General features: G+C 65.5%; 23 protein-coding genes and 2 pseudogenes. 6 read left to right on the forward strand and 19 right to left on the reverse strand.

Going from position 1 to position 25,173, the window contains the following annotated elements; translation table 11 throughout:
* Positions 1-134 precede the first annotated feature (134 nt).
* From whiA to AB0J29_RS08335, 5 genes are all read right to left on the reverse strand, one after another.
* A complete protein-coding gene (gene whiA / locus AB0J29_RS08315) occupies positions 135-1,118 on the reverse strand; it encodes a DNA-binding protein WhiA (protein WP_040692075.1) in 984 nt (327 codons plus the stop codon).
* Positions 1,109-2,155 (reverse strand): uridine diphosphate-N-acetylglucosamine-binding protein YvcK, encoded by a 1,047-nt coding sequence (gene yvcK / locus AB0J29_RS08320; protein ID WP_364500660.1) that lies wholly within the window; start codon positions 2,153-2,155, stop codon positions 1,109-1,111. The genes whiA and yvcK overlap by 10 nt, the downstream gene beginning before the upstream one ends.
* Complete coding sequence (gene rapZ, locus AB0J29_RS08325) at positions 2,152-3,174, reverse strand: RNase adapter RapZ (protein WP_364781319.1); 1,023 nt, start codon at positions 3,172-3,174, stop codon at positions 2,152-2,154. The genes yvcK and rapZ overlap by 4 nt, the downstream gene beginning before the upstream one ends.
* A gap of 83 nt (positions 3,175-3,257) precedes the next feature.
* On the reverse strand, positions 3,258-5,285 hold the full coding sequence (uvrC, locus tag AB0J29_RS08330) for an excinuclease ABC subunit UvrC (RefSeq protein WP_364781322.1): 2,028 nt from the start codon (positions 5,283-5,285) through the stop codon (positions 3,258-3,260).
* A 47-nt stretch (positions 5,286-5,332) separates the two neighbouring features.
* Entirely contained in the window at positions 5,333-6,178 is an 846-nt protein-coding gene (locus tag AB0J29_RS08335) for a LysR substrate-binding domain-containing protein (RefSeq protein ID WP_364781325.1), read from the reverse strand.
* Between the two features lie 82 nt (positions 6,179-6,260).
* Here AB0J29_RS08335 and AB0J29_RS08340 point away from each other — a divergent pair, with 82 nt between their 5' ends.
* On the forward strand, positions 6,261-7,265 hold the full coding sequence (locus AB0J29_RS08340) for a bile acid:sodium symporter family protein (RefSeq protein WP_364781328.1): 1,005 nt from the start codon (positions 6,261-6,263) through the stop codon (positions 7,263-7,265).
* A 10-nt stretch (positions 7,266-7,275) separates the two neighbouring features.
* Here the strand turns inward: AB0J29_RS08340 and AB0J29_RS08345 are convergent, their stop codons facing one another.
* Positions 7,276-7,713 (reverse strand): hypothetical protein, encoded by a 438-nt coding sequence (locus tag AB0J29_RS08345; protein ID WP_364781331.1) that lies wholly within the window; start codon positions 7,711-7,713, stop codon positions 7,276-7,278.
* A 115-nt stretch (positions 7,714-7,828) separates the two neighbouring features.
* Entirely contained in the window at positions 7,829-8,512 is a 684-nt protein-coding gene (locus AB0J29_RS08350) for an HAD-IA family hydrolase (protein WP_364781334.1), read from the reverse strand.
* A 170-nt stretch (positions 8,513-8,682) separates the two neighbouring features.
* Between AB0J29_RS08350 and AB0J29_RS08355 the strand changes: the two genes are divergently transcribed.
* The gene (locus AB0J29_RS08355; protein WP_364781337.1) at positions 8,683-10,635 is read left to right on the forward strand and encodes a gamma-glutamyltransferase family protein; all 1,953 of its coding nucleotides are present in this window, start codon (positions 8,683-8,685) and stop codon (positions 10,633-10,635) included.
* Positions 10,636-11,207: 572 nt separating this feature from the next.
* On the opposite strand, the gene AB0J29_RS08360 is transcribed toward AB0J29_RS08355, so the two are convergent.
* From AB0J29_RS08360 to AB0J29_RS08375, 4 genes are all read right to left on the reverse strand, one after another.
* Positions 11,208-11,705, reverse strand: a complete 498-nt coding sequence (locus tag AB0J29_RS08360) for a PH domain-containing protein (RefSeq protein WP_364781340.1) — start codon at positions 11,703-11,705, stop codon at positions 11,208-11,210.
* A 2-nt stretch (positions 11,706-11,707) separates the two neighbouring features.
* Positions 11,708-12,187, reverse strand: a complete 480-nt coding sequence (gene ribH / locus AB0J29_RS08365; RefSeq protein WP_364781343.1) for a 6,7-dimethyl-8-ribityllumazine synthase — start codon at positions 12,185-12,187, stop codon at positions 11,708-11,710.
* 177 nt (positions 12,188-12,364) lie between these two features.
* Positions 12,365-13,609, reverse strand: coding sequence for a bifunctional 3,4-dihydroxy-2-butanone-4-phosphate synthase/GTP cyclohydrolase II (locus AB0J29_RS08370; RefSeq protein WP_364781346.1), 1,245 nt, complete (start codon positions 13,607-13,609; stop codon positions 12,365-12,367).
* Between the two features lie 77 nt (positions 13,610-13,686).
* Positions 13,687-14,310 (reverse strand): riboflavin synthase, encoded by a 624-nt coding sequence (locus AB0J29_RS08375; protein ID WP_364781349.1) that lies wholly within the window; start codon positions 14,308-14,310, stop codon positions 13,687-13,689.
* A gap of 574 nt (positions 14,311-14,884) precedes the next feature.
* On the opposite strand from AB0J29_RS08375, the gene AB0J29_RS08380 reads away from it, so the two are divergent.
* Positions 14,885-15,355 (forward strand): hypothetical protein, encoded by a 471-nt coding sequence (locus tag AB0J29_RS08380; RefSeq protein WP_364781352.1) that lies wholly within the window; start codon positions 14,885-14,887, stop codon positions 15,353-15,355.
* On the opposite strand, the gene rpe is transcribed toward AB0J29_RS08380, so the two are convergent.
* Positions 15,352-16,014, reverse strand: a complete 663-nt coding sequence (gene rpe, locus AB0J29_RS08385; protein WP_364781757.1) for a ribulose-phosphate 3-epimerase — start codon at positions 16,012-16,014, stop codon at positions 15,352-15,354. The two genes, AB0J29_RS08380 and rpe, sit on opposite strands and share 4 nt — an antisense overlap.
* Before the next feature lie 96 nt (positions 16,015-16,110).
* Here rpe and AB0J29_RS08390 point away from each other — a divergent pair, with 96 nt between their 5' ends.
* The gene (locus AB0J29_RS08390; RefSeq protein ID WP_364781355.1) at positions 16,111-16,533 is read left to right on the forward strand and encodes an anti-sigma factor; all 423 of its coding nucleotides are present in this window, start codon (positions 16,111-16,113) and stop codon (positions 16,531-16,533) included.
* A 53-nt stretch (positions 16,534-16,586) separates the two neighbouring features.
* On the forward strand, positions 16,587-17,390 hold the full coding sequence (locus AB0J29_RS08395) for an RNA polymerase sigma factor SigF (protein ID WP_364781760.1): 804 nt from the start codon (positions 16,587-16,589) through the stop codon (positions 17,388-17,390).
* Positions 17,391-17,444: 54 nt separating this feature from the next.
* Here AB0J29_RS08395 and AB0J29_RS08400 read toward each other — a convergent pair whose 3' ends face one another.
* The 5 genes and pseudogenes from AB0J29_RS08400 to AB0J29_RS08420 all read right to left on the reverse strand — a co-directional run.
* Positions 17,445-17,744, reverse strand: a complete 300-nt coding sequence (locus tag AB0J29_RS08400; protein ID WP_364781358.1) for an MmcQ/YjbR family DNA-binding protein — start codon at positions 17,742-17,744, stop codon at positions 17,445-17,447.
* A 258-nt stretch (positions 17,745-18,002) separates the two neighbouring features.
* Positions 18,003-19,343: an RsmB/NOP family class I SAM-dependent RNA methyltransferase gene (locus AB0J29_RS08405; protein WP_364781361.1), complete on the reverse strand. Its 1,341-nt coding sequence runs from the start codon at positions 19,341-19,343 to the stop codon at positions 18,003-18,005.
* A gap of 707 nt (positions 19,344-20,050) precedes the next feature.
* Entirely contained in the window at positions 20,051-20,974 is a 924-nt protein-coding gene (gene fmt, locus AB0J29_RS08410; RefSeq protein WP_364781364.1) for a methionyl-tRNA formyltransferase, read from the reverse strand.
* Positions 20,974-21,537 carry a peptide deformylase gene (gene def / locus AB0J29_RS08415; RefSeq protein WP_364781367.1) on the reverse strand — a complete coding sequence of 188 codons (564 nt, stop codon included), beginning with the start codon at positions 21,535-21,537 and terminating at the stop codon, positions 20,974-20,976. The genes fmt and def overlap by 1 nt, the downstream gene beginning before the upstream one ends.
* Before the next feature lie 376 nt (positions 21,538-21,913).
* Positions 21,914-22,084 (reverse strand): annotated as a pseudogene (locus tag AB0J29_RS08420) (DoxX family protein); the annotation flags it as partial.
* Between the two features lie 479 nt (positions 22,085-22,563).
* Here AB0J29_RS08420 and AB0J29_RS08425 point away from each other — a divergent pair.
* Positions 22,564-23,391, forward strand: coding sequence for a class I SAM-dependent methyltransferase (locus AB0J29_RS08425; protein WP_364781764.1), 828 nt, complete (start codon positions 22,564-22,566; stop codon positions 23,389-23,391).
* Positions 23,392-23,581: 190 nt separating this feature from the next.
* On the opposite strand, the gene AB0J29_RS08430 is transcribed toward AB0J29_RS08425, so the two are convergent.
* Together AB0J29_RS08430 and AB0J29_RS08435 are read right to left on the reverse strand one after the other, a co-directional pair.
* Positions 23,582-24,634, reverse strand: a complete 1,053-nt coding sequence (locus AB0J29_RS08430; RefSeq protein WP_364781767.1) for an endonuclease/exonuclease/phosphatase family protein — start codon at positions 24,632-24,634, stop codon at positions 23,582-23,584.
* Between the two features lie 126 nt (positions 24,635-24,760).
* Positions 24,761-24,883, reverse strand: a pseudogene (locus tag AB0J29_RS08435) (DUF4259 domain-containing protein); the annotation flags it as partial.
* Positions 24,884-25,173 lie beyond the last annotated feature (290 nt).

Raw genomic sequence — 25,173 nt, forward strand, 5'->3', positions numbered from 1 at the left:
TACTCCGCGGTGCTGGCCCCAAACTACCCGGCTCGTTGTACCGCCTGGTTGGTACCACCGACATTCGTCTCGAGACGCACAGACGGGGAGCGTTCGGTCGAATCGGATCGCCGTCCCTTTGACGGCGATTCGACTCAGGCTTCGTCGAGCAGTTCGGCGGTGACGGCCGATTCGGTATCAGGTACCCCCAACTCCTTGGCCCGGCGGTCCGCCATCGACAGCAGGCGTCGAATCCGGCCCGCCACAGCGTCTTTCGTCATCGGCGGATCGGCAAGCTGGCCCAGCTCCTCCAGTGACGCCTGGCGGTGCTGCACCCGCAGCTTGCCCGCCGCGGCCAAATGGTCGGGCACCTCATCGCCCAGAATCTCCAGTGCGCGTTCGACTCTCGCGGCCGCGGCGACCGCGGCACGGGCCGAGCGGCGCAGATTCGCATCGTCGAAATTGGCCAGACGATTCGCCGTGGCCCGCACCTCGCGGCGCAGCCTGCGCTCCTCCCAGACGATCCGGGTGTCCTGCGCACCCATCCGCGTCAGCAGTGCGCCGATGGCCTCGCCGTCGCGCACCACAACCCGATCGGTGCCGCGCACTTCACGCGCCTTGGCGGTGATGCCGAGCCGACGCGCCGCACCGACGAGCGCGAGCGCGGCCTCCGGACCTGGGCAGCTGACCTCCAGCGCCGAGGAGCGACCCGGTTCGGTGAGCGAGCCATGCGCGAGAAACGCTCCGCGCCAAGCGGCTTCGGCATCGCCGATGCTGCCGCCGACCACCTGTGCGGGCAGTCCGCGCACCGGACGACCGCGCACATCGAGCAGACCGGTCTGCCTGGCCAGCGCCTCGCCTTCCTTGGACACCCGCACCACATAGCGCGAGGTCTTGCGCAGACCACCCGCGCCGAGCACGTGCACATCGGAGCCGTAGCCGTACAGCTCGAAGATCTCGCGCCGTAGCCGGCGCGCGATGGAACCCATATCCACCTCGGCCTCGACGATCACCCGCCCGCCGACGATATGCAGACCGCCGGCAAACCGCAGCAGCGCAGACAGTTCCGCCTTGCGGGAACTCACCTGCGAGACCGTGAGCCTGCTCAGCTCGTCCTTCACTTCGGCCGTCATCGCCACGAGACGCGCTCCTTTCCACCCAACCCGGAACGCACATCCTGACCCATGTGCCGTCCCTCGACTCGAAGCCCTGCCATATGTGGCCGAGGTTGCCGGATCAGCTGATCCAGTGCGGCGGCAAGCTTTCCGGGGTGATGCCGGTCGGTGCCCGCTTCGGCGACATCGGAAAAGGTTACTCGTGCCCGCAATTGCTCGGCAGCCCTGGCCACATGTTCTCTTTCGCGACCCTCCGGCACCGACCCGGAATCGACCAGTACCTCGTCGACCACGAATTCCGGTGCGTGCTGGGACAATACATGGAGATGGCGTTCCGCGGAGAAACCCGCCGTTTCGCCCGGCTCCGCGGCCAGATTCAGCACCAGGACCTTGCGCGCCCTGGTATACACCAGCACGTCGCGCAATTCGGGGACGAGCACATGCGGAATCACGCTGGTGAACCAGGAACCGGGGCCCAGCACAACGACATCGGCGTGTTCGATGGCCGAGGTGGCCTCCGGACTGGCCGGCGGATCGGACGGGATCAGCCGCACCCGCCGCACCTTACCCGGTGTCGTCGCGATGGCGACCTGCCCACGAATGCAACGGCTCACGCGCGGATCCGCTTCCAGCCCAGAAACATCCGCTTCGATATCGAGCGCGATGGGCGACATCGGCAGCACCCGCCCGGTGGCACGCAACATCTTGGCGACCTCGTCGAGCGCGGCGACCGGATCGCCGAGCACCTCGGTCAGACCCGCGAGGATCAGATTGCCGACCGAATGTCCGGCCAGCGCGCCGGTGCCGCCGAAGCGGTGTTGCACGGTGCGCGTCCACACATCCTCGCCGTCCGCGGCCAGCGCCGCGAGCGCCATGCGCAGATCGCCGGGCGGTGGCACACCGAGTTCGGCGCGCAGTCGGCCCGATGAACCGCCGTCGTCGGCGACGGTCACCACCGCGCTGATCTTTCTGGTCAGCCGCCGCACCGCGGTCAGCGTCGCATACAGGCCGTGCCCGCCACCGAGCGCAACTATGGCGGGATCCGATTCCCACCCCGTCATTCGCGCCCCAGATCCCGATGCACGACCCGTACCACATCGGCCGGACCGGATGCTTCTGCCTGCAGTGAATCGAACACTGCGGAGCCGATCAATTCGCCGAGCGCCTCGGCTATCGCGACGCTGCGGTGTTTACCTCCGGTGCAGCCCACTGCGACCGTCATGTATCGCTTCCCCTCTTGGCGGTAACCATTCGTCGTCAGATCGACCAGGTGGTGGCAGGTACTCAAGTAATCGGCCGCGCCGGGACGCGACAATACATACTCGCTGACCACGGTCTCCTGTCCCGAATGTTCCCTGAGTTCCGGTATCCAATGCGGATTGGGTAGAAAACGCACATCCAACACCATGTCCGCATCGAGTGGAACCCCATACTTGAATCCGAACGACTGCACCGTCAGCTGCAGTGCGGTGGGCGCGCCGCCGCCGTAGGCCTCCTCCAACTTGCGGTGCAGCTGGTGGATCGAGAGTTCGGTCGTGTCGATCACCAGGTCGGCCGCCGTCTTCACGGCGGAGAGGCGAATCCGTTCGGCCGCGATGCCCGCCGAGAGCGTACCGTCGGCACTTTCGCTCTGCAGCGGATGGCGCCGGCGCGCGAAGCCGAAGCGCCGGATCAGCACGTCGTCGGAGGCCTCCAGGAACAGGATCCTTGTCGGTACGCCCGCGGACCGCAGCTGGTCGGTGACTGCCGAGAGATCGCCGGTGAAAAAGCGGCTGCGCACATCCATGACCAGCGCGAGGCGGCGAATCGGCGGTTCGGCGGAAGCGCCGAGTTCCACCATCCGGCCGATCAGCTCCGGCGGCAGGTTATCGGTGACGTACCACCCCAGATCCTCGAGTACACGGGCCGCCGTGCCGCGACCCGCGCCGGATAGGCCGGTCACGATGACGACCTCGACCCGCGGTTGGGATGGGTTGCTGTCGCTGCGTCCGACGGGTGCGCCGATGGAGCCCGCGGGGCCGGTCCGCCCAGGGGTCGACCGCGGGCTCCCCGCACTGTTGTTCGATTCGACGCGTCTCATGTCCTACCGGATCTGTGTCAGGGTGCCTGTCGATCATCCCGCACCGGTTCCGGTATCGGGCGCAGACACACAACGTAGATGTCTTATTCCTCCTGCAATGCGGCCAAAACGGCCTTGGCGGTCGCCACTCCGATGCCGGGCACCTCGGTGATCTGCTCGACCGTCGCCTCCTTCAGTTTGGCAACCGATCCGAAATGCGTGACCAGCGCCGTCCGGCGGGACTCGCCGAGGCCGCGTACCGAATCCAATGCGGATGCGGTCATCCGGCGCGAGCGTTTGCTGCGGTGGAAGGTGATGGCGAAGCGGTGTGCCTCGTCGCGCACTCGTTGCAGCAGGTATAGCGATTCGCTATTGCGAGGCATGATCACCGGATCGCTCTCCCCCGGCACCCACACTTCCTCCAGCCGTTTGGCCAGGCCGATCACCGCGACATCGGTGATGCCGAGTTCGTCGAGGACCTCCACGGCGGCCGCGACCTGAGGTGCGCCGCCGTCGACCACATAGAGATTGGGCGGGTAGGCGAATTTCCGCGGGCGACCGGTGTGTGGGTCGATACCGGGCCGCGAGGTGAGTTCGAGGTCGTCGGCGGATTCGTCGACGTGTCCATTCTCCCGACCGGATGTCGGCTCCTCAGCCGCCAACGCATCCCGTTCGCGGCGCAGGCGATAGAACCGCCGCCTGGTCACCTCCGCGATACTGCCGACATCATCGGAGCGGCCCTCGCCCGCGGCCTCTTTGATCGCGTAGTGGCGATACTCGGACTTGCGCGGCAGACCGTCCTCGAACACCACCAGCGAGGCCACCACATCGGTACCCTGCACGTGGCTGATATCCACACACTCGATTCGTAGCGGCGCGCTGTCCAGATCGAGGGCATCTTGAATATCTTGCAGCGCAGCGGATCTCGAGGTCAGATCGCCCGCGCGCTTGAGCTTGTGCTGGGCCAGCGCCTCCATCGCATTGCGCTGCACGGTTTCGGCGAGCGCCTTCTTGTCACCGCGCTGCGGTACCCGCAGCCGCACCGTCGAACCACGGAGTTTGCTCAGCCACTCCTGCACCTGTTCGGCATCGGCGGGCAGTTCCGGCACCAGCACCTCGCGCGGCACCGCGGTGGCCGGTTGTTCGTCCTCGCCCTGTTCGGCCAGTGTGGCCTGTTCGCCGTAGAACTGGGTGAGGAACTGCTCGACCAACGCGGCCACCTCGCCACCGGCCTCGTGGCCGTCGATGGCGTCGCCGGATTTGTCGACCACCCAACCGCGCTGGCCGCGCACCCGGCCGTCGCGGACGTGGAAGATCTGGACCGCCACCTCCAGCTCATCGATGGCGAAGGCGACCACATCGGCATCGGTACCGGTGCCGAGGACAACTGCCTGCTTCTCCAGTGCCCGTCGCAGCGCTTGGACGTCGTCGCGCAGCCGGGCGGCGGTTTCGAAGTCCAACTCCTCGGCGGCGTCGTGCATCCGGCGCTCCAAATCGCGCACCATGCGATCGGTGCGCCCGGCCAGAAAGTCGCAGAAGTCCTCGACGATCCGGCGGTGCTCGTCGGCATCGACGCGCCCGATGCACGGCGCCGAGCATTTGTCGATGTAGCCGAGCAGGCACGGCCGCCCGATCTGGTTGTGCCGCTTGAAAACTCCGTTGGAGCAGGTACGCGCGGGAAAGACCCGCAGCAGCAGATCGAGAGTCTCCCGAATAGCCCAGGCGTGCGCGTACGGACCGAAGTACCGCACCCCCTTCTTGCGCGCGCCGCGATAGACGAACAGCCGCGGGTACTCCTCGTTCAAGGTGACCGCAAGCACCGGATACGACTTGTCGTCCCGATACCGCACGTTGAATCGCGGATCGAACTCCTTGATCCAGTTGTATTCCAGCTGAAGGGCTTCCACCTCGGTGGAGACCACGGTCCATTCGACGCTGGCCGCCGTCGTGACCATCTGCTTGGTCCGCGGATGCAGCGAAGCCACATCGGCGAAGTACGAATTCAACCTGCTGCGCAGGCTCTTCGCCTTGCCGACATAGATCACACGCCCGTGCGCGTCCCGGAATTTGTAGACACCGGGTTCAACGGGAATCGTGCCCGGCTTCGGCCGGTAGGTCGCGGGATCTGCCACGAATCCAAGCCTATCGACCGGCTCCGACACGTCCGCATGGGCGCGGCTCAGCCGAAGCGGCGGGCACTCGCGACGATCGCATCGCACAGCGCCCGCTCCGGCGCGGACAGGGTCGTGCGACGCCGCATCAGGACGAATTCGAGGTCGCCGAGCGCCGGCAGCCGCGGGTCGGCGAGAACGCGCAGACCGTCCGGGATCAGGGTTTCGGCATGCACGATGACGCCGAGGCCGGCGAGCACGGCAGCGCGCAGACCGAGCAGACTGTCGCTGGTGCAGGTGACGCGCCAGGTGCGAGCGTCGCGTTCGAGGGCCTGCAATGCGATGCGGCGGGTGAGACTGGGTGGCGGATAGGTGACCAGCGGGACCGGATCGTCGAATTCCGTCGTGGCCGAACGGCCCGCCCACACCAGCCGGTCGCGCCAGAGCAGTTCGCCGTGCCGCTCACCGGGCAGGCGTTTGCCGACCATCAGGTCGAGTTCACCGGCAGCCATGCGGGTTTTGAGATTTTCGCTCAGGCCGACGGTGAGTTCCAGATCAACGCCAGGATGGATGCGCTGGAATTCCAGGAGTACGTCGGGGAGTTCGCGGGCCATCACATCATCGGAGGCGCCGAGGCGAATCAAACCTGTAAGGGTGGAGTCGGAAAAGTAGCGCTCGGCCTGCCCCTGCGCGTCGAGGATGGTGCGGGCGAAGCCGACCATGGCCGCGCCGTCGGCGGTCAGCGCGAGATTACGGGTGTCGCGGCGGAACAATTCCCGTCCCGCGGCCTTCTCCAAACGGGCGATATGGCCGCTGACGGTGGACTGACGCAGGCCGAGGATGCGCCCCGCGGCGGTGAAACCCCCCGCGCGTTCGACGGCGAGGAATGTGCGCAGCAGTTCAGGTTCGAACATACTCCAATTATCGTCGTTTGCGTTTACAGATATCGTTCGGAACGCCTTTTGCGTTCAATCGGGCGGGTCGTACCGTCGACGGGTGAAGTTTCTCGCCAAACTCCGCATCGATGCGTTCATGCTCGGCCTCCTGGCCAGCGTGGCGGTGGCCGCGCTACTTCCCGCGCGCGGTGTCGCGGCCGATGTGCTCGACTGGATGACCAAGGTCGCGATCGGCGTGCTGTTCCTGTTCTACGGCGCTCGGCTCGAGCCCCGGGAGGCACTGGCCGGGTTGCGACATTGGCGGTTGCATTCGGCGGTGCTGGCGGTGACCTATCTGGTCTTCCCGCTCATCGGGCTGGCCATGCACGTACTGGCGCCATCGGTGCTGACCGACGATCTCTACACCGGCGTGCTGTTCCTCTGTCTGGTGCCATCGACCGTGCAGTCATCGATTGCCTTCACCGCCATTGCCCGCGGGAATGTGGCGGGCGCGGTGGTCAGCGCGTCACTGTCGAATCTGATCGGTGTTTTCACGACCCCGCTGCTGGTCATGCTACTGATGGACACCACCGGCAAGGCGACCGTCTCCCCGACGGCGATCCTGGCGATCGTGGTTCAACTGCTGCTGCCGTTCCTGGCGGGTCAAGTCCTGCGACCCCGGATGACCCGGCTGCTGCGGCACACCGCGGTGACCAGGGCCGTCGATCGTGGTTCGGTCTATCTTGTCGTCTATGCCGCCTTCAGCGCGGGCATGGTGGAACACATCTGGAGCGCTACATCGCCGCGGGCACTACTGGCGACGGTCGCGGTGTGCGCCGGCCTGCTCGCCGTGGTCCTGACGATCACCACCTTCGGTAGCCGCCTGCTGGGTTTCTCGCGCCCCGATCAGATCGTGGCCGTGTTCTGCGGATCGAAGAAGAGCTTGGCCACCGGACTCCCCATGGCCTCGGTTCTGTTCACCGGACATCCGGTCGGCCTGATCGTGTTGCCGCTCATGGTCTTCCACCAGATCCAGCTACTGACCTGCACGGTCCTCGCCCAGCGCTACGCGCGATCAGCGGAGCCCGATCTCGTGACGACCGAACCTTCCGCACAACCCGCGTGATCCGAGCCGTTCACCACTCGGCGTCGGCGACCCGAATGTCGAACCACGCCTTGGCTTCCGGTCGCCACAGCTGGTACACGATCGTCGCCGACGCGCCCAACGTGAAGAAGACGACGACAAACCCCGCCGAATTCGGGACGGCCTCGACGTGAATCCACAGCACGGCGACGGATTGCAGCAGGGCCGAACCGATCGCGACCCGCCGCACCAATGGCCCGCGGCCGAGGACGAGTACAGCCAGGCCGAGCACCCAGCTACCGCCGAATTGCACAGCCGCGGATCGGGCCGCGTCATCCCCGATGATCAGGCCGAGGACAATCGGATACGCAAGGCCGAAACCCGCAAGTCCCCATGCGCCATCTCTGGCCTCGCGCACCGATTCGGGCAGGCCGACGGGCGGCGCCGTCCGCACCGCCGACGATTCGAAATGTGCCTCGGCATCATCCATGGCCACTCCCCGTGCTTGCGCACCACGATGTGGTGGGCGTCACAGCAAGCTAATTCAGTTCGGAGGCAAGGGCATTCAAGAATCGAGGAGTGTGTCACAGGTCACATACCGGACACTAGGCCAGTTCATGCCACCGCAATACCTCGAGCAAACCTTCGGCGCGCTCCACCGTCGGCAACGGATCGACCAGCGCGAAACCACAGCCGGCCGCTACCGCGCCGCCATCGGCCACGGCACTGTCGCCGACCATGAGCGCCGATTCGGGACGCACACCGAGCTGGTCCACCGCGGCCAGGAAGATCCGCGGATCCGGCTTCACCGCGCCAACTTCGAACGACAGCGTGTGCGCGGCGACGAGCCGATCCCAGCCGTTGACCGCGAATGCCGGTCGGATATCGAAGGCGATATTGCTCACCACTGCGACCGGGATGCCCTGTGCTGCCAGGGTTTTCAGCACGGCGCCGGTGTCCGGATACGGCGTCCACGCCAGCGGGTCGAGCATCCAGTCGTAGAGTCGCTCGATCAGCTCCGGTGTCGACACCCCGGCTTGTCGCAACACCTCGTGGTAGGCGATGCGGTGCATTGCCGGATCCAGATCCCGCCGCTCCCAGGCGAGCCGACCCTCGGCATCGAAGACCGCACTGTGACCGACCGGCGTCGTCATCCGATCCAAGATCGCGGCCTGCTGCGACCGGTCCAGGGGTTTGTCATCGGCTCCGACCATATCGGCCCAGCTTTCATCGGGTTCGAGCCGAAACAGCGTGCCGGAGAAGTCGAAAAGAACCGCCTCGATCGCCACTGCGTCAGCCTACCGACCGCCGCACCCGTCATCGGGTCGAACTCCCGTTCCCGCAGCGTCGCATTCGAATGAGCGCTCAATGTGATTGCCCGCTAACCGTTTTCGCTGAACTCACCAGCACTGGGACGGATTTCCTGCGACGTTCGGCGATCGGCGATACAGTGCGGTCCATGAGTCGCACGCGAGGAACCTGGGTCAGCGCCGCGGCGGCGCTCATGCTCATCGTCAGCGTTGTCAGCGGATGCTCATCCGATGACACACCAACGAGCGCGGCGTGTACCCCGACACCGAACGGGACCCCGGTGGTCGCGACCTCGGCGGGTGCGACACCCGGCGCGACCAAGGATTTGAGCACCCATCCGGAGATCGCGACCGGCTACCGCTCCGACATGACGGCGGTGCGCACCAAGACCTACGCGGTATCCACGGCCAACCCGCTCTCCACCAAGGCCGCCTGTGAGGTGCTGAGCAACGGTGGCACGGCCGCGGATGCGCTCACCGCGGCCCAGCTGGTACTGGGCTTGGTGGAGCCGCAGTCCTCCGGCATCGGCGGTGGCTCGTTCATGCTCTACTACGATGCGGCCAGCAAGAGCGTGGAGGCATACGACGGTCGGGAGATCGCCCCCGCGGCGGCGACCGAGAACTATCTACGCTGGGTCAGCGATACCGATCGGACCGAGCCGAAGCCGAGTGCCCGCGCGAGCGGACGCTCGATCGGCGTGCCCGGCGTCTTGCGCATGCTGGAAATGGCGCATCGCGACCATGGCAAGACCGCTTGGCGAGATCTGGTCGACCCGGCCATCGGCCTGGCGGATCGCGGCTTCCCGATCAGTCCGCGGCTGGCGAGTCAGATCGCTGAATCCGCCAAGGATCTCGCGGTGGACGAATCCGCTAAGGCCTACTTCCTCAATCCGGACGGCACCCCGAAACGAGCCGCCACTGTGCTGACCAACCCGGCAATGTCGAAGACCCTGAACGCCATTGCCACCGACGGCGTCAATGCCTTCTACACCGGCGCGATCGCCCACGACATCGTCGACGCGGCCGCGTCCACCGCAGGCGGCCGCACCCCGAGCCTGATATCCGCCGACGACCTCGCCGGATATCAGGCCAAGAAGCGCACCGCGCTCTGCACGACGTACCGCACGCACGAAATCTGCAGTATGCCGAACCCGTCCTCGGGTGGCATCACTGTCGCGGCCACGCTCGGCATCCTGGAGAACTTCGACCTGTCCGCATTGCCGCCGGACAATATCGACCGCAACGGCGGCAAGCCGAAGGCCGAAGCGGTGCATCTGATCTCGGAGGCCGAGCGGCTGGCTTACGCCGACCGCAACAAATACGTCGCCGATACGGATTTCATTCCACTGCCGGGCAATTCGCCACAGACCCTGGTGAACAAGGACTATCTGAAAAAGCGCGCCGGTCTCATCGATCCCGGCCACAGCATGGGTACCGCGCAGCCCGGTGATTTCGGCCCGGTGCCGCTCGGCGTCGGTCCGCAGCCGCCGGAGCACGGCACCAGCCATATCTCGGTGGTCGATAAGTACGGCAATGCCGCCTCGATGACCACCACGGTCGAAGCCGCCTTCGGGTCGTTCCATCTCGTCGACGGATTCGTGCTGAACAACCAGCTCACCGACTTCTCCGCCGATCCATTCGGCACCGATGGCGCCCCGGTGGCCAATCGCGTGCAGCCGGGTAAGCGGCCCCGCAGCTCGATGAGCCCGACCCTGGTCTTCAACCGAAATACCGACGGCTCGCGGGGCGATCTGACCGAGGTCGCCGGCTCCCCCGGCGGTTCGGTGATCATCCAATTCGTCGTGAAAGCCCTGATCGGCGTGCTGGATTGGGGCCTGGACCCTCAGCAGGCGGTCTCCGCAGTGGACTTCGGCGCCGGAAACAGTCCGGCGACCGGCGTCGGCGGCGAACACCCAGCCATCAATGCCACCGATAACGGCGATCACGATCCACTGGTTCTGCGCCTGCGCGAACTCGGTCACCAGGTCTCGGTCGCCCCACAATCCAGCGGCACCAGCGCTTTGCAACGCGACGGCACCGACGGCTGGATCGGCGGTGCCGACCCCCGGCGTGAAGGCGCCGTCCTCGGCGACGCCCACTGACCCGCGCTTGCGTTATTCGGCCCGAAGCATTGGAGGCATAGCGCAGCGGGCCGTCATCGAGTGCCAGGGCGACTAGCCGTTCGAAGCCGAAACGCTCCTAGAACGGCACATCAGACAGTCTGGTCGCCAGTCGGAAACCCGGGTCCGTGGTGCCTGATAAGCGCTTCTCGAGCAATGCCGACGCGAAACCATTGCCCTGCATGTCGGGTCGGTTCCGATGGCCGCGAGATACAGATGCGGAATTCGGGGCCGAACACCATCGGTCCGCGTGACGGCCCGTAGTGTCCGCCGTAGACCGCGACCGAGTGCCCGGATCAGGGGCACCGGTTTGGTCGGCGGCGATGCCACACCGCAGGTTCCCAGAGCGGCCGAGTTCACCGCCGTCGCTCGAGGCTGCGATGTCGACGATCCCGTCCCGCTGTCCAGATGCGAAGCACGAATCCCAGAACAGCGGCGACGCTTTTCGGCGACGCATCGCAACCGGCCAGAAGTATGCCATGAGCGGATCGTCGGCCAATGCCTCGGCAAGCACGCGAGCTCATGAGGTCGTGCACCCCGAGGGAAATACCCGACTACTCTTGTTCGGCAGTGTATTTCGCGCCCAGCATCCGCAATTTGTCCAGGGCCTCGACGGCGCGTTGCTTATCGTTGGAGCGGATGGCCATGAGCGGGACGTAGTCGTCGTCGACCAATTCGAGGCGGGCCCAGGACTTTCGGTCCGGAAACGAGACGCCGCGGATGTACTTCCAGGGGAATTCGGTGTCGCCCAGGATGTTCCGCACCGAAATGCCACGCTTGCCGACCCGGACCCGCGGCCGAGTCAGTAGCAGCACTGCCGCCGCACCGAGCACGCCGATGCCGATCATGGCGAACTGGTCCGCGAGTCGGAAGTTCACGCCCGTCGAGCCGTGACGCAACAAGATGCCGCCGGTAGTGAAACCGGCGACCAGCAGTCCCGCGACGATCCACGCGGTCCGTACCGCGCGATGCGGCCGTACTTCGAGTTCCCACTCACCGGAATCCGATTCGGCGGCCGAAGCGCCTCTGCGCCAGATGCGGACGACCGGCATGGCTACGCGGACTGCCGCAGGGCGCGCAGCGTGAGCGCGGCATCGAGCGCCGCCGCGGCGGCCTGTTCGCCCTTGTTCTCGGCGGAACCGGGCAGTCCGGCCCGATCCAGCGCCTGTTCCTCGTTATCGGTGGTCAGCACACCATTCGCGACAGGCGTGCCGGCATCGAGCGACACCCGGGTCAGGCCGGCGGTCACCGCATCACAGACGTATTCGAAATGCGGTGTGCCACCACGGATCACCACACCGAGCGCGACCACCGCGTCATGCGAGCGAGCCAATTCCTGAGCGACCACCGGCAGTTCCATCGCACCCGCGCACCGCACCACGGTGATGTGCTCGACGCCCGCGTCCTTGGCCACCCGCTCCGCATTCGCGACGAGCGTGTCGCAGATCTGGGTGTGCCAGCGCGAGGCGACGATACCGAGCTTCAGATCCTTGGCATCCGACAGCTCGAAGCTGGGTACACCGGTGCCGCTCATGCTCGCGCCTCGCTGGCGCTGGGATCCTGTGGGGGCCACCCCCACACCCCCTGAGCTGCGGGGCTTCGCCCCTTGGACCTCCGGTCGGGCTCCGACATGCGCGATGGGCGCTGTGACATCGTTCGCTCGTTGCGCTCGCTCACTGAATTCCTTTCCAGGCTGCGTCGAGGTGAGAAATCACTGTGCGGTCTCGCCGAGATCGAGTTCATCCAGCCCGATCAGGTCGTGTCCCATCCGGTCCCGTTTGGTACGCAGGTACCGCAGATTCTCGGCATTGGCGCGCAACGGCATCGGCACCCGCTCGGTGATCTTCAGCCCGTAGCCATCCAGCCCGACGCGTTTGGCCGGATTATTGGTGAGCAGGCGCATGGACCGAATCCCGAGATCCACCAGAATCTGCGCGCCGGTGCCGTAGTCGCGGGCGTCGGCGGGCAGGCCGAGTTCCAGATTCGCGTCGACGGTGTCGTGGCCCGAATCCTGCAGCTGGTAGGCCTGCAACTTGTGCATCAACCCGATGCCGCGACCCTCGTGTCCGCGCATGTAGAGCACCACACCGCGACCCTCCTGGGCCACCATCTCCAGTGCGGCGTCCAGCTGCGGACCGCAATCGCAGCGCAGCGAACCGAAGACATCACCGGTGAGGCATTCCGAATGCACCCGCACCAGCACATCGTCGCCGTCGTCGATATCGCCGCGCACCAGTGCGACATGCTCGACATCGTCATAGATGCTCTGATAGCCGACAGCCTTGAATTCGCCGTGGGCCGTGGGGATTCTGGCCTCGGCGACCCGAATGACCTGCTTCTCGTGCTTGCGCCGCCAGGCGATCATTTCCGCGATGGAGATCAGCGCCAGGTTGTGCTCGTCGGCGAAGACGCGCAATTCCTCGGTACGGGCCATATGGCCCTCGTCCTTCTGGCTCACGATCTCGCAGATGACACCGGCGGGCTGCAATCCGGCCATTCGCGCCAGATCGACCGCGGCCTCGGTGTGGCCGGGACGGCGCAGCACGCCACCCTCCTTGGCACGCAACGGAACCACGTGACCCGGGCGGGTCAGATCGTCGGCCTTCGCATTCGGGTCGGCGAGTAGTCGCATGGTGGTGGCACGGTCGGCACCGGAGATACCGGTGCTGATGCCCTCCCTGGCATCGACCGAGACGGTGTATGCGGTGCCGTGCTTGTCCTGGTTCTGCGCGTACATCGGCGGCAGGCCGAGTCGATCGCAGTCCTCGCCCGTGAGCGGCACACAGATATAGCCCGAGGTGTAGCGAATCATGAAGGCGACCAGCTCGGGGGTCGCCTTCTCGGCCGCGAAGATGAGATCGCCCTCGTTCTCGCGATCCTCGTCATCGACGACGACAACCGCCTTACCGGCAGCGATATCGGCGACTGCGCGCTCGATGGTGTCGAACCTGGTCACGTCTGTTGTGCTCCATCTCGAAATAGGTGCCTCCATACAGTACGGCGTGGACGGCGAGTCGCCGCCGCCCGGCCGGATCAGCCGCGTTGTTGGAGACGTTCGACGTACTTGGCGATGACATCGACTTCCAGGTTCACCGTGGTACCGACGGTGGCGGCGCCGAGATTCGTCATGGCCAGGGTGGTCGGAATCAGCGAGACCTCGAACCAGTCGCGATTGCCGTCGGCGGCGGGCTCGTCGGCGATGCCGAGACCCGAGACCGTCAGCGAGATGCCGTCGACGGTGATCGAACCCTTCTCCACTACATAGCGGGCGATCGCGTCCGGTAGCGAGATCCGCACGACCTCCCAGTTCTCCGATGGCGTGCGCGCGAGCACGGTTCCGGTGCCGTCGACATGGCCCTGCACCAGATGGCCGCCGAGCCTGCTGTTCAGCGCGGCCGCTCGCTCGAGATTTACCCGTGACCCCGGGCCGAGTCCGCCGATGCCGGAACGGTTCAGCGTCTCCTGCATCACGTCGACGGTGAACGAATCGCCATCGACCACATCGACAACGGTCAGGCAGACGCCGTTGACAGCGATCGAATCACCGTGTCTCGCATCGGAAGTGACCAGCTTGCCCTGGATCGTCAGCCGGGCGGCATCGGCCAGCTCTTCGGTGGCGACGATCTCGCCGAGTTCCTCGACGATGCCTGTGAACATGCCTTGACTCCCTGTCACGTCGTTCCTACGGTTGCCGAACAGCCGGGATCCGGCGGCTATTCCCGTCGGCACGCCGATCCCTCCCCAGCCTAACGACGCCGGGTCGTAGACGACACCGCGGTTCCGGCCAGCGGTCGGCGGAAACCGTGGCTCGGCGAGTTCCCGGGGAAGCAGACCACAGGGCACCTCAGGCCGCGCCGAACCAGCGGAGATTATTTTTCGAAGCGAGATAATGCATGGCCGTGCGAGAAAATCGCCGTTTCCCCGCCGACGATAATTGTTCATTCCCATTTTCGTGATCACACGAATCGATTTCATCCGTGGCGTATAGAGTCGAAATCAGAAGTTGTACCCAGCCGCAACACACTTACACCAAAACCTTGCGCGGGCCCGAAAATGGTCGCAATATTGTTATGTAGCCGATTCCTATCGTTCAACTTCGACTAACAGCTCAGTGCGAACGGTTCCTGCCGGCCCGATGTGGTCCGGCGAGTTCGCCCAGGGAAATCCACCACTCGAGGAAGCCTGATGCCGCAGTGGGTCAAATCAGGTTCGACACTTATGGGGGTGTTGCGTGACCGATCTTCTCGATTCGACGCTGGAAGTTCGCTGTGTGCAGTACCGGCGCGAATTCCATATGCCGGCATCGATCGACCCGACGTCCCGCCGCATCCTGCTCCAAATCGGCGCCCATTACGGCGCCATCACGATGCCCGCCGAGCTGGGCGAGCAAGTGCAGCAACAGCTCATCCAGGCGCAGCTCGCCGCACCGGTGGTGCACCATCCGCGAGCCAGGCGTTGGACCTTCATCACCGGCCCGGCCCGGCCCGATACCCTCAGCACGGCCGTATCCGCGGAGCTGTTCCGGCTGTACGCGACCGTCGCCTGCATCGGGAGCCAGGTCGTGCTGCCCTCACCGGATGACGAGCGCACCGGCTATCGCACCTGGATCCAGCCGCCGGAGAGTGCGACGACCCTGCCACCACTCACCGCGGTGATCGAGGCGACCCGCACTATCGGCGGCCGGAAAGTGCCCGCCCGCTAGGAGATTCCCGACCTGAGCGCTGCGGCCTGCTGGCGCAGCTTTTCGACGGTCGCACTCGGATCGGCGGTGTTGTAGACCGCGGATCCGGCGACGAAACAATCGATGCCCGCCGCCGCGGCGGCCTCGATCGTGTCGGCATTGATACCACCGTCGATTTCCACGATCAAACGCAGTTCGCCCGCGTCCACCAGCCGACGCACGATGCGCGCCTTTTCCAGTACATGCGCAATGAACGACTGTCCGCCGAAGCCCGGCTCCACGCTCATCACCAGCAGCGTGTCGAAGTGGCGCAGGATTTCCAGATACGGCTCGATCGGCGTATTCGGCTTCACCGAAAGACCGGCCTTGGCGCCGGCCGCGCGAATATCGCGCGCGACCGCGACCGGATCATCGGTCGCCTCGGCGTGGAAGGTGACGTTGTACGCACCCGCCTCCGCGTAAGGCGGGGCCCAGCGGCCCGGATTTTCGATCATCAGATGGCAGTCGAGCGGAATGTCGGTGGCTTTCAACAAACTTTCGACCACCGGGAGTCCGAGGGTGAGATTCGGCACGAAGTGCGCGTCCATCACATCGACATGTAACCAATCGGCGCCATGCACGGCTTTTGCCTCATCCGCGAGGCGGGCGAAGTCGGCGGACAGGATGGACGGGGCGATCATCGGCGTGGTCGGGCGCCTAAACGTCGAATCGGACACATCGCGGGAGCTTACCGGTACCTGGGGTTGCTCCGGCCGGGAGTGGGTAGCCTGCATAGGGTGATCAACATTTCGGCGGAACAGGGGCTCTACAGCACCCCGGTGGAGATTCGGGTGGCAGCGTCGGTGACGCAGCTGCCGATCGTGCGTGGGCTCGCCGAAACACTGGTGCTGCTCAGCGATTTCACCCTTGACGAGGTGGCCGATATCCGGCTGGCCGTCGACGAGGTGTGCTCGACACTGATCGCGGTCGCGGCACCGGGGACCAGCCTGCACTGCCGGTTCACCGTCGGGGAAACCGAACTACTCGTTCGGGTCACCGGCCTCGCCGCGACGGAGGGGTTGCCGGATCAGCGCAGCTTCGGCTGGCATGTGCTGCGCACTCTCACCGATGAAGTACAAGCGACACAGGACCCGTTCGACTCGGCCGCATCCGGATATCCGACGACGGTAGAGTTCCGTCGGGTCCGGGGGAAAGCGTAGTGGCGGACGAGAACACCGTGTCCGACGCCAAGCAGGACGACGACGCTGAACCCGTGCTGACCGAAGAGGCCGCGGAGGAAGTCGAAACCCTCCAGGCGTCCGGTGCGGGGTACGACGATGTCGGCGCGCTGTTCGAGCAACTCGCAACCAGCAAACCGGGAACCGCGCGGCATACCGCATTGCGTGCCGAGCTGATCAGCCGGTGCATTCCGCTCGCGGATCACATCGCCCGCAAATTCAGTGGGCGCGGTGAGCCATTCGACGATCTCACGCAGGTGGCGCGGGTCGGTTTGGTGCACGCGGTGGACCGTTTCGATATTTCGCGCGGCTCGAACTTCCTGTCCTTCGCGGTGCCGACGATCATGGGCGAGGTGCGACGGTATTTCCGCGACAACACCTGGGCCATGCGGGTGCCGAGACGGGTGAAGGAGACCCATCTGCGCATCGGCGCGGCCATCGACTCGCTCTCGCAAACCCTCGGCCGCTCCCCGACCGCGAAAGAGATTGCGACCGAACTCGATGTCGATCCCGACGAGGTGACCCAGGCCGTGATCGCGGGCAACGCCTACCAGCCGAGCTCCATCGATGCCGCCTCACTCGGCCGTGATACCGAGGCATCGCTGCTGGACACCCTCGGCGAGGAGGAATCCCAATTCGACCGGGTGGAGGAGTATGTCGCGATCCGTCCGCTGCTCGCCGGACTTCCGGAGCGCGAACGCCGCATTCTCACCATGCGTTTCTTCGAATCGATGACGCAGACCCAGATCGCCCAGCGCATGGGTATCTCGCAGATGCACGTCTCGCGCATTCTCGCGAAAACCCTTGCCCGCCTGCGCGAACAGTCGGATCGGGACTGAGCACCGGCATAGTCGGCGTGTCCGCTGTTTGCGAAGTTTCGCGGGCGCCGACAATCACCAGACGGTGTCGAGCAATTCGCGGAGTTGATCGGGCTCGATCCGGTCGCGGTCGATGAGGATGTAGGGATATCCGTCATAGTGCGGGGTGGTGGAGAAGGCCGGGTCACCGGAGGTGAGCATGGCCTCCTTCTCCGCCATCTCGCACAGCAGGACGAGTCCGCCCTCGGCCTCCGACCGCAGCCGCGCGAAACCCTTACCACTCACCTTCAGCGCGGGGCTGCGCCACCACGTCGATTCCGCCACCTCGGGAAGTTCGGTTGCCAGCGCAACCACCTGGTCCCATGTCATCGCCATGGGACCAGTCTGCGCCGCCGACCCGCCACGGTCTTGGACGAATGTCGCCGCGAGTACGCCAGGGCCGTCGGCCATCATGCGGCACGCATCGGCACCCCGCCGGTGCGAACCTCCGGGTCATCGAAACCACAAGCGAAGGGCTGGACCGGAGTGCAGGCCGCACCGCGGAGACGGGGTCCTGCCACACTGTTCGCCCGCCCGGCGCGTCACAACTGAGACAGCCGCCGACAGACTGCCACAGGCACCTCGGATCATGTGCTATTCCAGCGGCTTGCGCAGGGCAGCGAGGAACATGGCGTCGGTGCCGTGGCGGTGCGGCCAGAGTTGGGCGCCGGGACCCTCGCCGATATCGGTGACACCAGGGAGGAGATCCCGGGTGTCGAGTTGGACAGCGCCGGTGCGGCGGGCGGCGTCGGCGACCACCGCGACGGTCTCCAGCAAATGTGGTGAGCAGGTCGAGTAGAGGACCACTCCGCCAGGGCGCAGGAGATCCCATGCGGCGGCGAGAAGTTCGCGTTGCAGCACGACGAGCTCTGCCACATCGGCCGGAGTGCGACGCCAGCGGGCCTCCGGGCGGCGACGCAGTGCACCGAGGCCGGAACATGGCGCATCGACGAGGATGCGGTCGTAGCCGGGAGTGAGTCCGCTCTTGCGGCCATCGGCGACATGCACGTCGACAGGCAGGTCGTGCACCGTCTTGCGGACGAGTTCGGCGCGGTGTTCGGCCGGTTCCACCGCATCGACGCGATGGCCGTCGATTGCGGCGATCGCGCCGAGTAGGGCCGCCTTACCGCCTGGTCCGGCACACAGGTCGAGCCAGCGACCATGGTCCGGACCGTCCAGTTCCGCCCGGGTCAGCGCGAGTGCGACGAGTTGACTACCCTCGTCCTGCACGGCCGCCATACCTTCGCGAACAGGCTCCAGCTTGCCGGGATCACCGCCGCCGTCGAGGTAGACCGCGTACGGCGACCACCTGCCCTCGTCGCCGCCCGTCACCAGGGCCAGTTCCTCGGCGGTGATATCGCCGGGGCGAGCCACCAAATGGACGATCGGACGAGCATCGTCGGCCGCCAGCACGTCCCGCAGCTCCCCGGCTCGCGCACCGAGTGCATCCGCGAAAGCCTGCGCGATCCACACCGGATGCGCGAATTCGAATGCCAACCGCCCCACCGGATCCCGCGGCGCGAGTTCATCCACCCACTCGTCGACGGGCTTCTCCCCCGCCCGCCGCAGCACGGCATTCACGAAACCAGCCTTACCGGCACCGAATTCCGCGCGCGCCAATGCCACCGACGTATCCACTGCCGCATGCGCCCCGATCCGGGTGCGCAGCAACTGATAAACCCCGAGGCGCAACACATCCAGCAGCGGCCCATCGATCTCTTCGACCGGACGCCCGGCACCAGCCGCGATCACCGCGTCCAGCAACCCGAGCGAACGGCAGGCACCGTAGGTCAGTTCGGTCGCCAATGCCGCATCCCGCCCCGAAATCCGCCGCTCGCGCAGCAGCCCCGGCAGCACGAGATTCGCATAAGCCGCCCGCTCGCGCACCGCGCGCAACACATCCCGCGCCACGACCCGCACCGGATCCCCGTGCACTGCCGAATCCTTTTGCCTTCCATGCCCTTTCGGCGAGTCGGCACGCCTCCCCGAAGAAACGGCCCTGCTGCTTCCACCGGCCGTCGCACCCGAACTTCCCGCTCGACTCGAACGGCGTTCAGCACTGCCGGTAGATTGCTTCCCCTGCCGTCCTTCCTTCCCACCCGCCGATGCGGATGCGCGGCCCTCACTCCGAGCACCGTTCGCAGGCTTCCCCTTCGCGCCGCGATTCCCTGAGCCCGATGAGCCTGCCGAACGTTCAGTCCCCGGGCGATTTTCGCGTCGGTCGGCGGCGGGCTGCCGCGCGTCCTTGCTCCGAGGGCTGTCATCCCGGTCCGAAGACCGCCTCGTCGCCGCGCCGCGCCGCGCCGGATCGTCCTGTCCGGCGGCTTTTGCTCCCCGACCGACCCGTGCGGCGCCACCCGATCCACCGCGCACCGCGCCTTTGCCCTGCGCCGAGGTCGAACCTCCGCGCTGCGACGAACCTTCACTCGATGATCCGGACTTGCGCTGATCGGTCATATTCCGCCGCTCTGATCGGGTCTGCGGCACATCGCCGCGGATCTGGTCGGTGCGCCACGGTCGGGCTTCGTCGTCACGCCGCGTGGACTGCGCATTCTTCTGTTGTGCACCGCTTTTCGCTGACGTCGCACGGGCGAGCCAACCCGAATCGACGGATTTCCCGGCGGACCTGCGATTCGGCGGCGTCACTCGACCACCGCGCCAGGCTGCAGGCGGGCGCCACGGGCCCAGTCGAGGGCGGACATCATGCGTTTGCCTTGTGGCTGCACCTGATCGAGGCGGACCGCGGTGGTCGCGGTGCCGACGAAGACGCCGGACTTGTGTACCTCGATCGTCCGTTCCGGCAGGACTTCCTCGACCATTTCGACGGGACCGATCTTCAACCGGGTGCCACCCACTTCGGTCCAGGCACCGGGTGCGGGAGTGACCGAGCGAATGCGGCGGTTGATCGCCAACGCGGGCTGATCCCAACGGACATGTCCGGCCTCGACCGGCACCTTGGGTGCGTAGGAGACACCATCGTGGGGTTGCGGAACCGCCTGCAACGTCCCGTCCTCCACGCCGTCGAGCGTCTTCTCGAGCAGTACCGCCCCGGTATCGGCGAGCCGATCCAGCAACGCGCCCGCAGTATCGGTCACCGCGATCTTCTCGGTCACCACACCGAAGACCGGCCCGGTATCCAAACCCGCTTCGATCTGGAACGTGGACGCGCCGGTGATCTCGTCGCCCGCGTCGATCGCCGCCTGCACCGGCGCCGCGCCGCGCCACGCGGGCAGTAGCGAGAAGTGCAGATTGATCCAGCCGAAGCGCGGAATATCGAGGACTTGCTGCGGGAGCAGCGCTCCGTAGGCCACCACCGGACAACAGTCGGGCGCCAATTCGGTGAGCTGCTCGATGAATTCGGGGTCGGCGGGGCGCCGCGGCGTCAGCACGGGAATGCCGTGCTCCTCAGCGAGCCGCCCGACCGGCGACCGCTGCACCTTGCGTCCACGCCCGGCGACCGCATCGGGCCGGGTCAGCACCGCGAGCACCTCGTGCCGCTGCGAATCGATGAAACGCTGTAGCGACGGGACCGCCGGTTCCGGTGTACCCGCGAAGACAATGCGCATCAGCGACCCCGTCCGAACAGTCCGGCCTCGGTCGAGCCGAGCGCACCCGAACTGCGTACGGTGATACCCGCGCTGAACCAATCGGATTCGCGAATGGTGCGCATCGCTTCCTTGCGCTGCGCGGGATCGAGCCGATCGATGAACAGCACACCGTCCAGATGGTCGGTTTCATGCTGTACACAACGGGCCAGCAGGCCCTCGGCTGCGAATTCCACCGGCTTACCATGCACGTCGACACCCGCGGCCCGCACCCGCAGTGCGCGCCGCGTGTCATAGCGCACCCCGGGGATCGACAGGCAGCCCTCGGGCCCGACCTGCTCCTCCACGCCGACCACTTCGTAGGTCGGATTGATCAGATGTCCGCTCGCATCCCCGGTGTCGTAGACGAAAACCCGCAGACCGACGCCGATCTGCGGCGCCGCCATACCCACCCCACCGTCATCGTGCATGGTGTCGATCAGGTCGGTGACCAACTGGCGCAGCTCACGATCGAATTCGGTGACCTCCGCCGCATGTGATCGCAGGATTGGATCGCCGAAGAGGCGAACGGGCTGAATGGTCACGGCGGCGACTCCCCAAGAACGATGAACACGGTCGATTCATTCTAGAGAGCGACACCGTTCACACGGATCTACCCGACCGAACGGGAAAAAGCTGGTAGAACTCCAATGCGGTCCGGGCGGGGTGTTCACCCCTCCGCCCGGCCGCCCGAAAACGACCCCGTCAGCGACTCGGAGTCGCCCTGCGTCTGCGGCTCGCCTGCCGTTCGACGACACGTCATTGCCTTTCACGACCGAAACCAGCGCCGTTCTGGTAACGCCGTCAACCGCAGGTCAGAGCCTCCCCCGCGACCGCCCTGGTGACGGCGTCACCACCCGCAACTCGGCCCCTGGTTGCAACACCGTGCCCGCAGGCATTCTGCTGCCGGATTGTCGATGCGATCGCGCCACTGATATCGATCAACAACGGGATCACTGCAAGCCGGGTCAGCTGTCCCACCACAACCAATATTCCGCAGACGATTTCGACGCCACCGTCGAGGTCGGCGAAGAAGGTCGCCGCAGGTATACCGATCTTGTCGAAACGCCCCGCCCCCAACTTGTCCGGGTACGGAACTTCTGTATCCGCGGGCTGCTGCCGCGCTGGACACCCGTGGCATCGGGAATCTTCACCGCGGGTATCGCACCGTACCTGCTCGGTTCGATTTCCGGTATGCCGCAATGGATCCTGAACATTTCCCCATATGGACACCTGCCCAAGCTGCCGGCCGAATCATTCCGCGCGATGCCAGTGGTGATCATGCTGGCGATCGCGGCCCTACCAATCGCAGTCGGATTGCTCGCCTTCCGTCGACCTCGGGCTGTAGAACGATTCGCTGACACTGTGCACCGGGACTGAGCCGGCGCCGTAGCGGACACCCACCATCGGATTGCTGTTCGCGTCACGACGATGCGGAGGGACTGCGGCCCCGGCTCCGTGGACCAGTTCGGACGGCTCTTTCAGCGATGTCGGATCATGTGGCGGCCGAGTTCGCCCAAGACACTGAACGAGTGTTTAATATGTTGATCATGTGTTCAACGGATGGCCTTCTGCCCGCTGGCGAAAAGATCCGTGTCGACATGAGCGGGGCGCCTCAGACGATGCTCGCGACGTTGTATGCCAAGGCGCTGGACGCCGGCGCCGAGAACTCGCTGCTGCACGACACCTGGGCCAGGGATGTGGTCAGCCGTATCGACTACGACTGGCACTGCACCAGTATCACGGCCCGCAACCAATTCGGTGTGACCACGCGCACGGTGCACTTCGACACCTGGGCGCGGGAATTCCTCGCCCGGCATCAGCGAGCGACGGTGCTGCACCTCGGTTGCGGACTGGACAGCCGCGTATTCCGGCTGGCCCCCGGGCCAGGGGTCGAGTGGTACGACGTCGACTACCCGGAGGTGATCGATCTTCACAAGAAGCTGTATCCCTCCCGCGAGCACTACCACCGTGTACCGGCCTCTGTGACGAGTTCGGATTGGCTGCAGGCAATCGCCGGGGACCAACCGGTGCTGTTGATCGCCGAGGGCCTCACCATGTACCTGACCGAAGCCGAGGGCATCGGTCTCTTCCGGGCGGTGGTTGAGAAATTCCCTTGCGGCGAACTTCAATTCGACGCGTTCAACTCCCTGGGGATCCGGTCCCAGAAGATCAACACCATCGTCCGGCGTTCCGGTTCAACACTGTACTGGGCGATCAACGGCCCCGACGACATAGTCTCCAAGGTTCCCGCTCTACGTCTGCTCGCCGCGATCTCGGTCTTCGATTCCGAGTCGTTTCGCCACGGCGTTTCCGGCGGCTACCGATTGATCGGAAAGCTGATGTCGCTGGCTCCCTCGGTGCGGATGATGGCTCAGTACCACCGCTATGCATTCTGAATCCGCCGATGCCGACGATCAAGCCCTGCTGGCCGGGCCGTTCCAGCTCCCGATCGATTCGGTCGAGGACATGGAGGTGGTCGACATCGCCGGAAACGATAGTGCGGCAGTCGAACTGGCCCAGGCGCCAAACCCGCAGTGGTGGTCACGGATATTCGCATGCCCGGGCGCACCACGACCATCCTCTCTGTCAGTCGGTGAGCTGGTATGCGGCGAAGATGGCTTTGTGGTCGCTGCCCCACCGCGCTGGCGAGGCGAGGAAGTTGTCCTGGGTGGGTATTTGCGGTCGGGTACCGCGCACGATGGACCCGCGCGGGCCGATGATGCCGACCGCAGACAGACGCGCACCATGAGCGAAGATGTAATCGACACGGTCGCGTTCGTCGGCCTCAGGAGCCCAGGCGAGCTCGGAGACATCCACATCGACATTGTCCGAGGGCCAGGTAAGTCCGGGATGGGTGGCCGGGTCCGGATACATCGATCGGTAGGCATCGATGAAACCGGCTTCTTGCAGGCGTCGAGTGGTCTCCCACGCCGACACCACACCGTTGTGGTCGAACAACTTCGCTGTGGCGGGCGTCCAATCCAGCAGGGATGGCTCGTTCAAGTCGCCACCCATGATGACCGAGGCCCCGTCGGCGATCTCCGCTTTCGCGTCGGCGAGAAAGTTGCTGATGACCTCGGGGCGACCCGAGGCCGCATTGATGCGCTGGATCACGGCAAGGTCGGTCACTGGGCCGTCGGGCAGCTTGCTCCACTCGTGCTCGGCGAACTCGCCCGGCACGGGGGCTCCGGGGCCGTACCCTCGGGGCAGGTTGCAGGCATACCAGCGATACTCCAGATGCGCGGAGTAGACGGTGAGGCGCTTTCCGTCGATATTCAACCGCGCCTTGACCATCCATTGCAGATCGGCGCTGTCCTGAACCGGAAACACCGAAAGAATTCCCGTGTCGTGCGACGGGACAGCGGTGAACTCGCGCCCCCGCCGCACCAGTTCAGCCGCGACGGCTGTGGTCGCTTCGGTTGCCTCCGAGAGCAGCACGATCGAGGCCTGCGTCGAGATGATGAGATCGGTGATCAGCTGAATACCATTGGAGACTTTGCTGCCGCTGTGCCACGTGTTCAATGCGAGCACCCGGATCTCTCGTGCCCCGAGTGCAGCAGCGGGAACGGCCATCACCGCACCAGCCGCGAGCGCTCCGCCCGCACCGGCCGACCACAAGTCACCATCGCTTCGCGTCATCAACCCATCATGGCCTCCATCGAAATGCCAACGATTGCGATTGATGCGGGTTCTGCACAGGCGGCTGCGGCAAGGGCCTCGCACGCGGTGGAGTTGTGGAGTTGTGGAGTTGTTCAGATAACCGATTTCCGCACCAACCGCTGTCAACGCCTGCCGAATTATGTCGGGTCGTTGGGCGGAATCGGCGTCCTGCAGGTCACCGGCCCAGTCGGCGGCGTCATCGTTGTCGAATGGGCCGGTGTGTCCCACGTGCCCATATGAATCCTCTTTCCTTGTGCAGTAACGCCATCCCGGGAACGACAAATTCGATCATCGGTATCTGGTGTGCTGGATGGCCCGTGAACGTGGCTGAAGCGAACGGATCCGGCACGGTTTGCGTTGATTGACCTTGCTCGGAATGCGTACGGCTGCTTGATGATTGATCATGTCGCCGGTGTTGTGGTCTTGGACTGATCGCGGTGCTGTTCCCGCATCTGGATGGGCTGCGTGGCCGCTTGAACCTCGGAATCCGCCTGCTAGCCGATCCGATACGAGTGCAA

This window comes from Nocardia sp. NPDC049707 (assembly GCF_040674855.1).
GTDB lineage: Bacteria > Actinomycetota > Actinomycetes > Mycobacteriales > Mycobacteriaceae > Nocardia.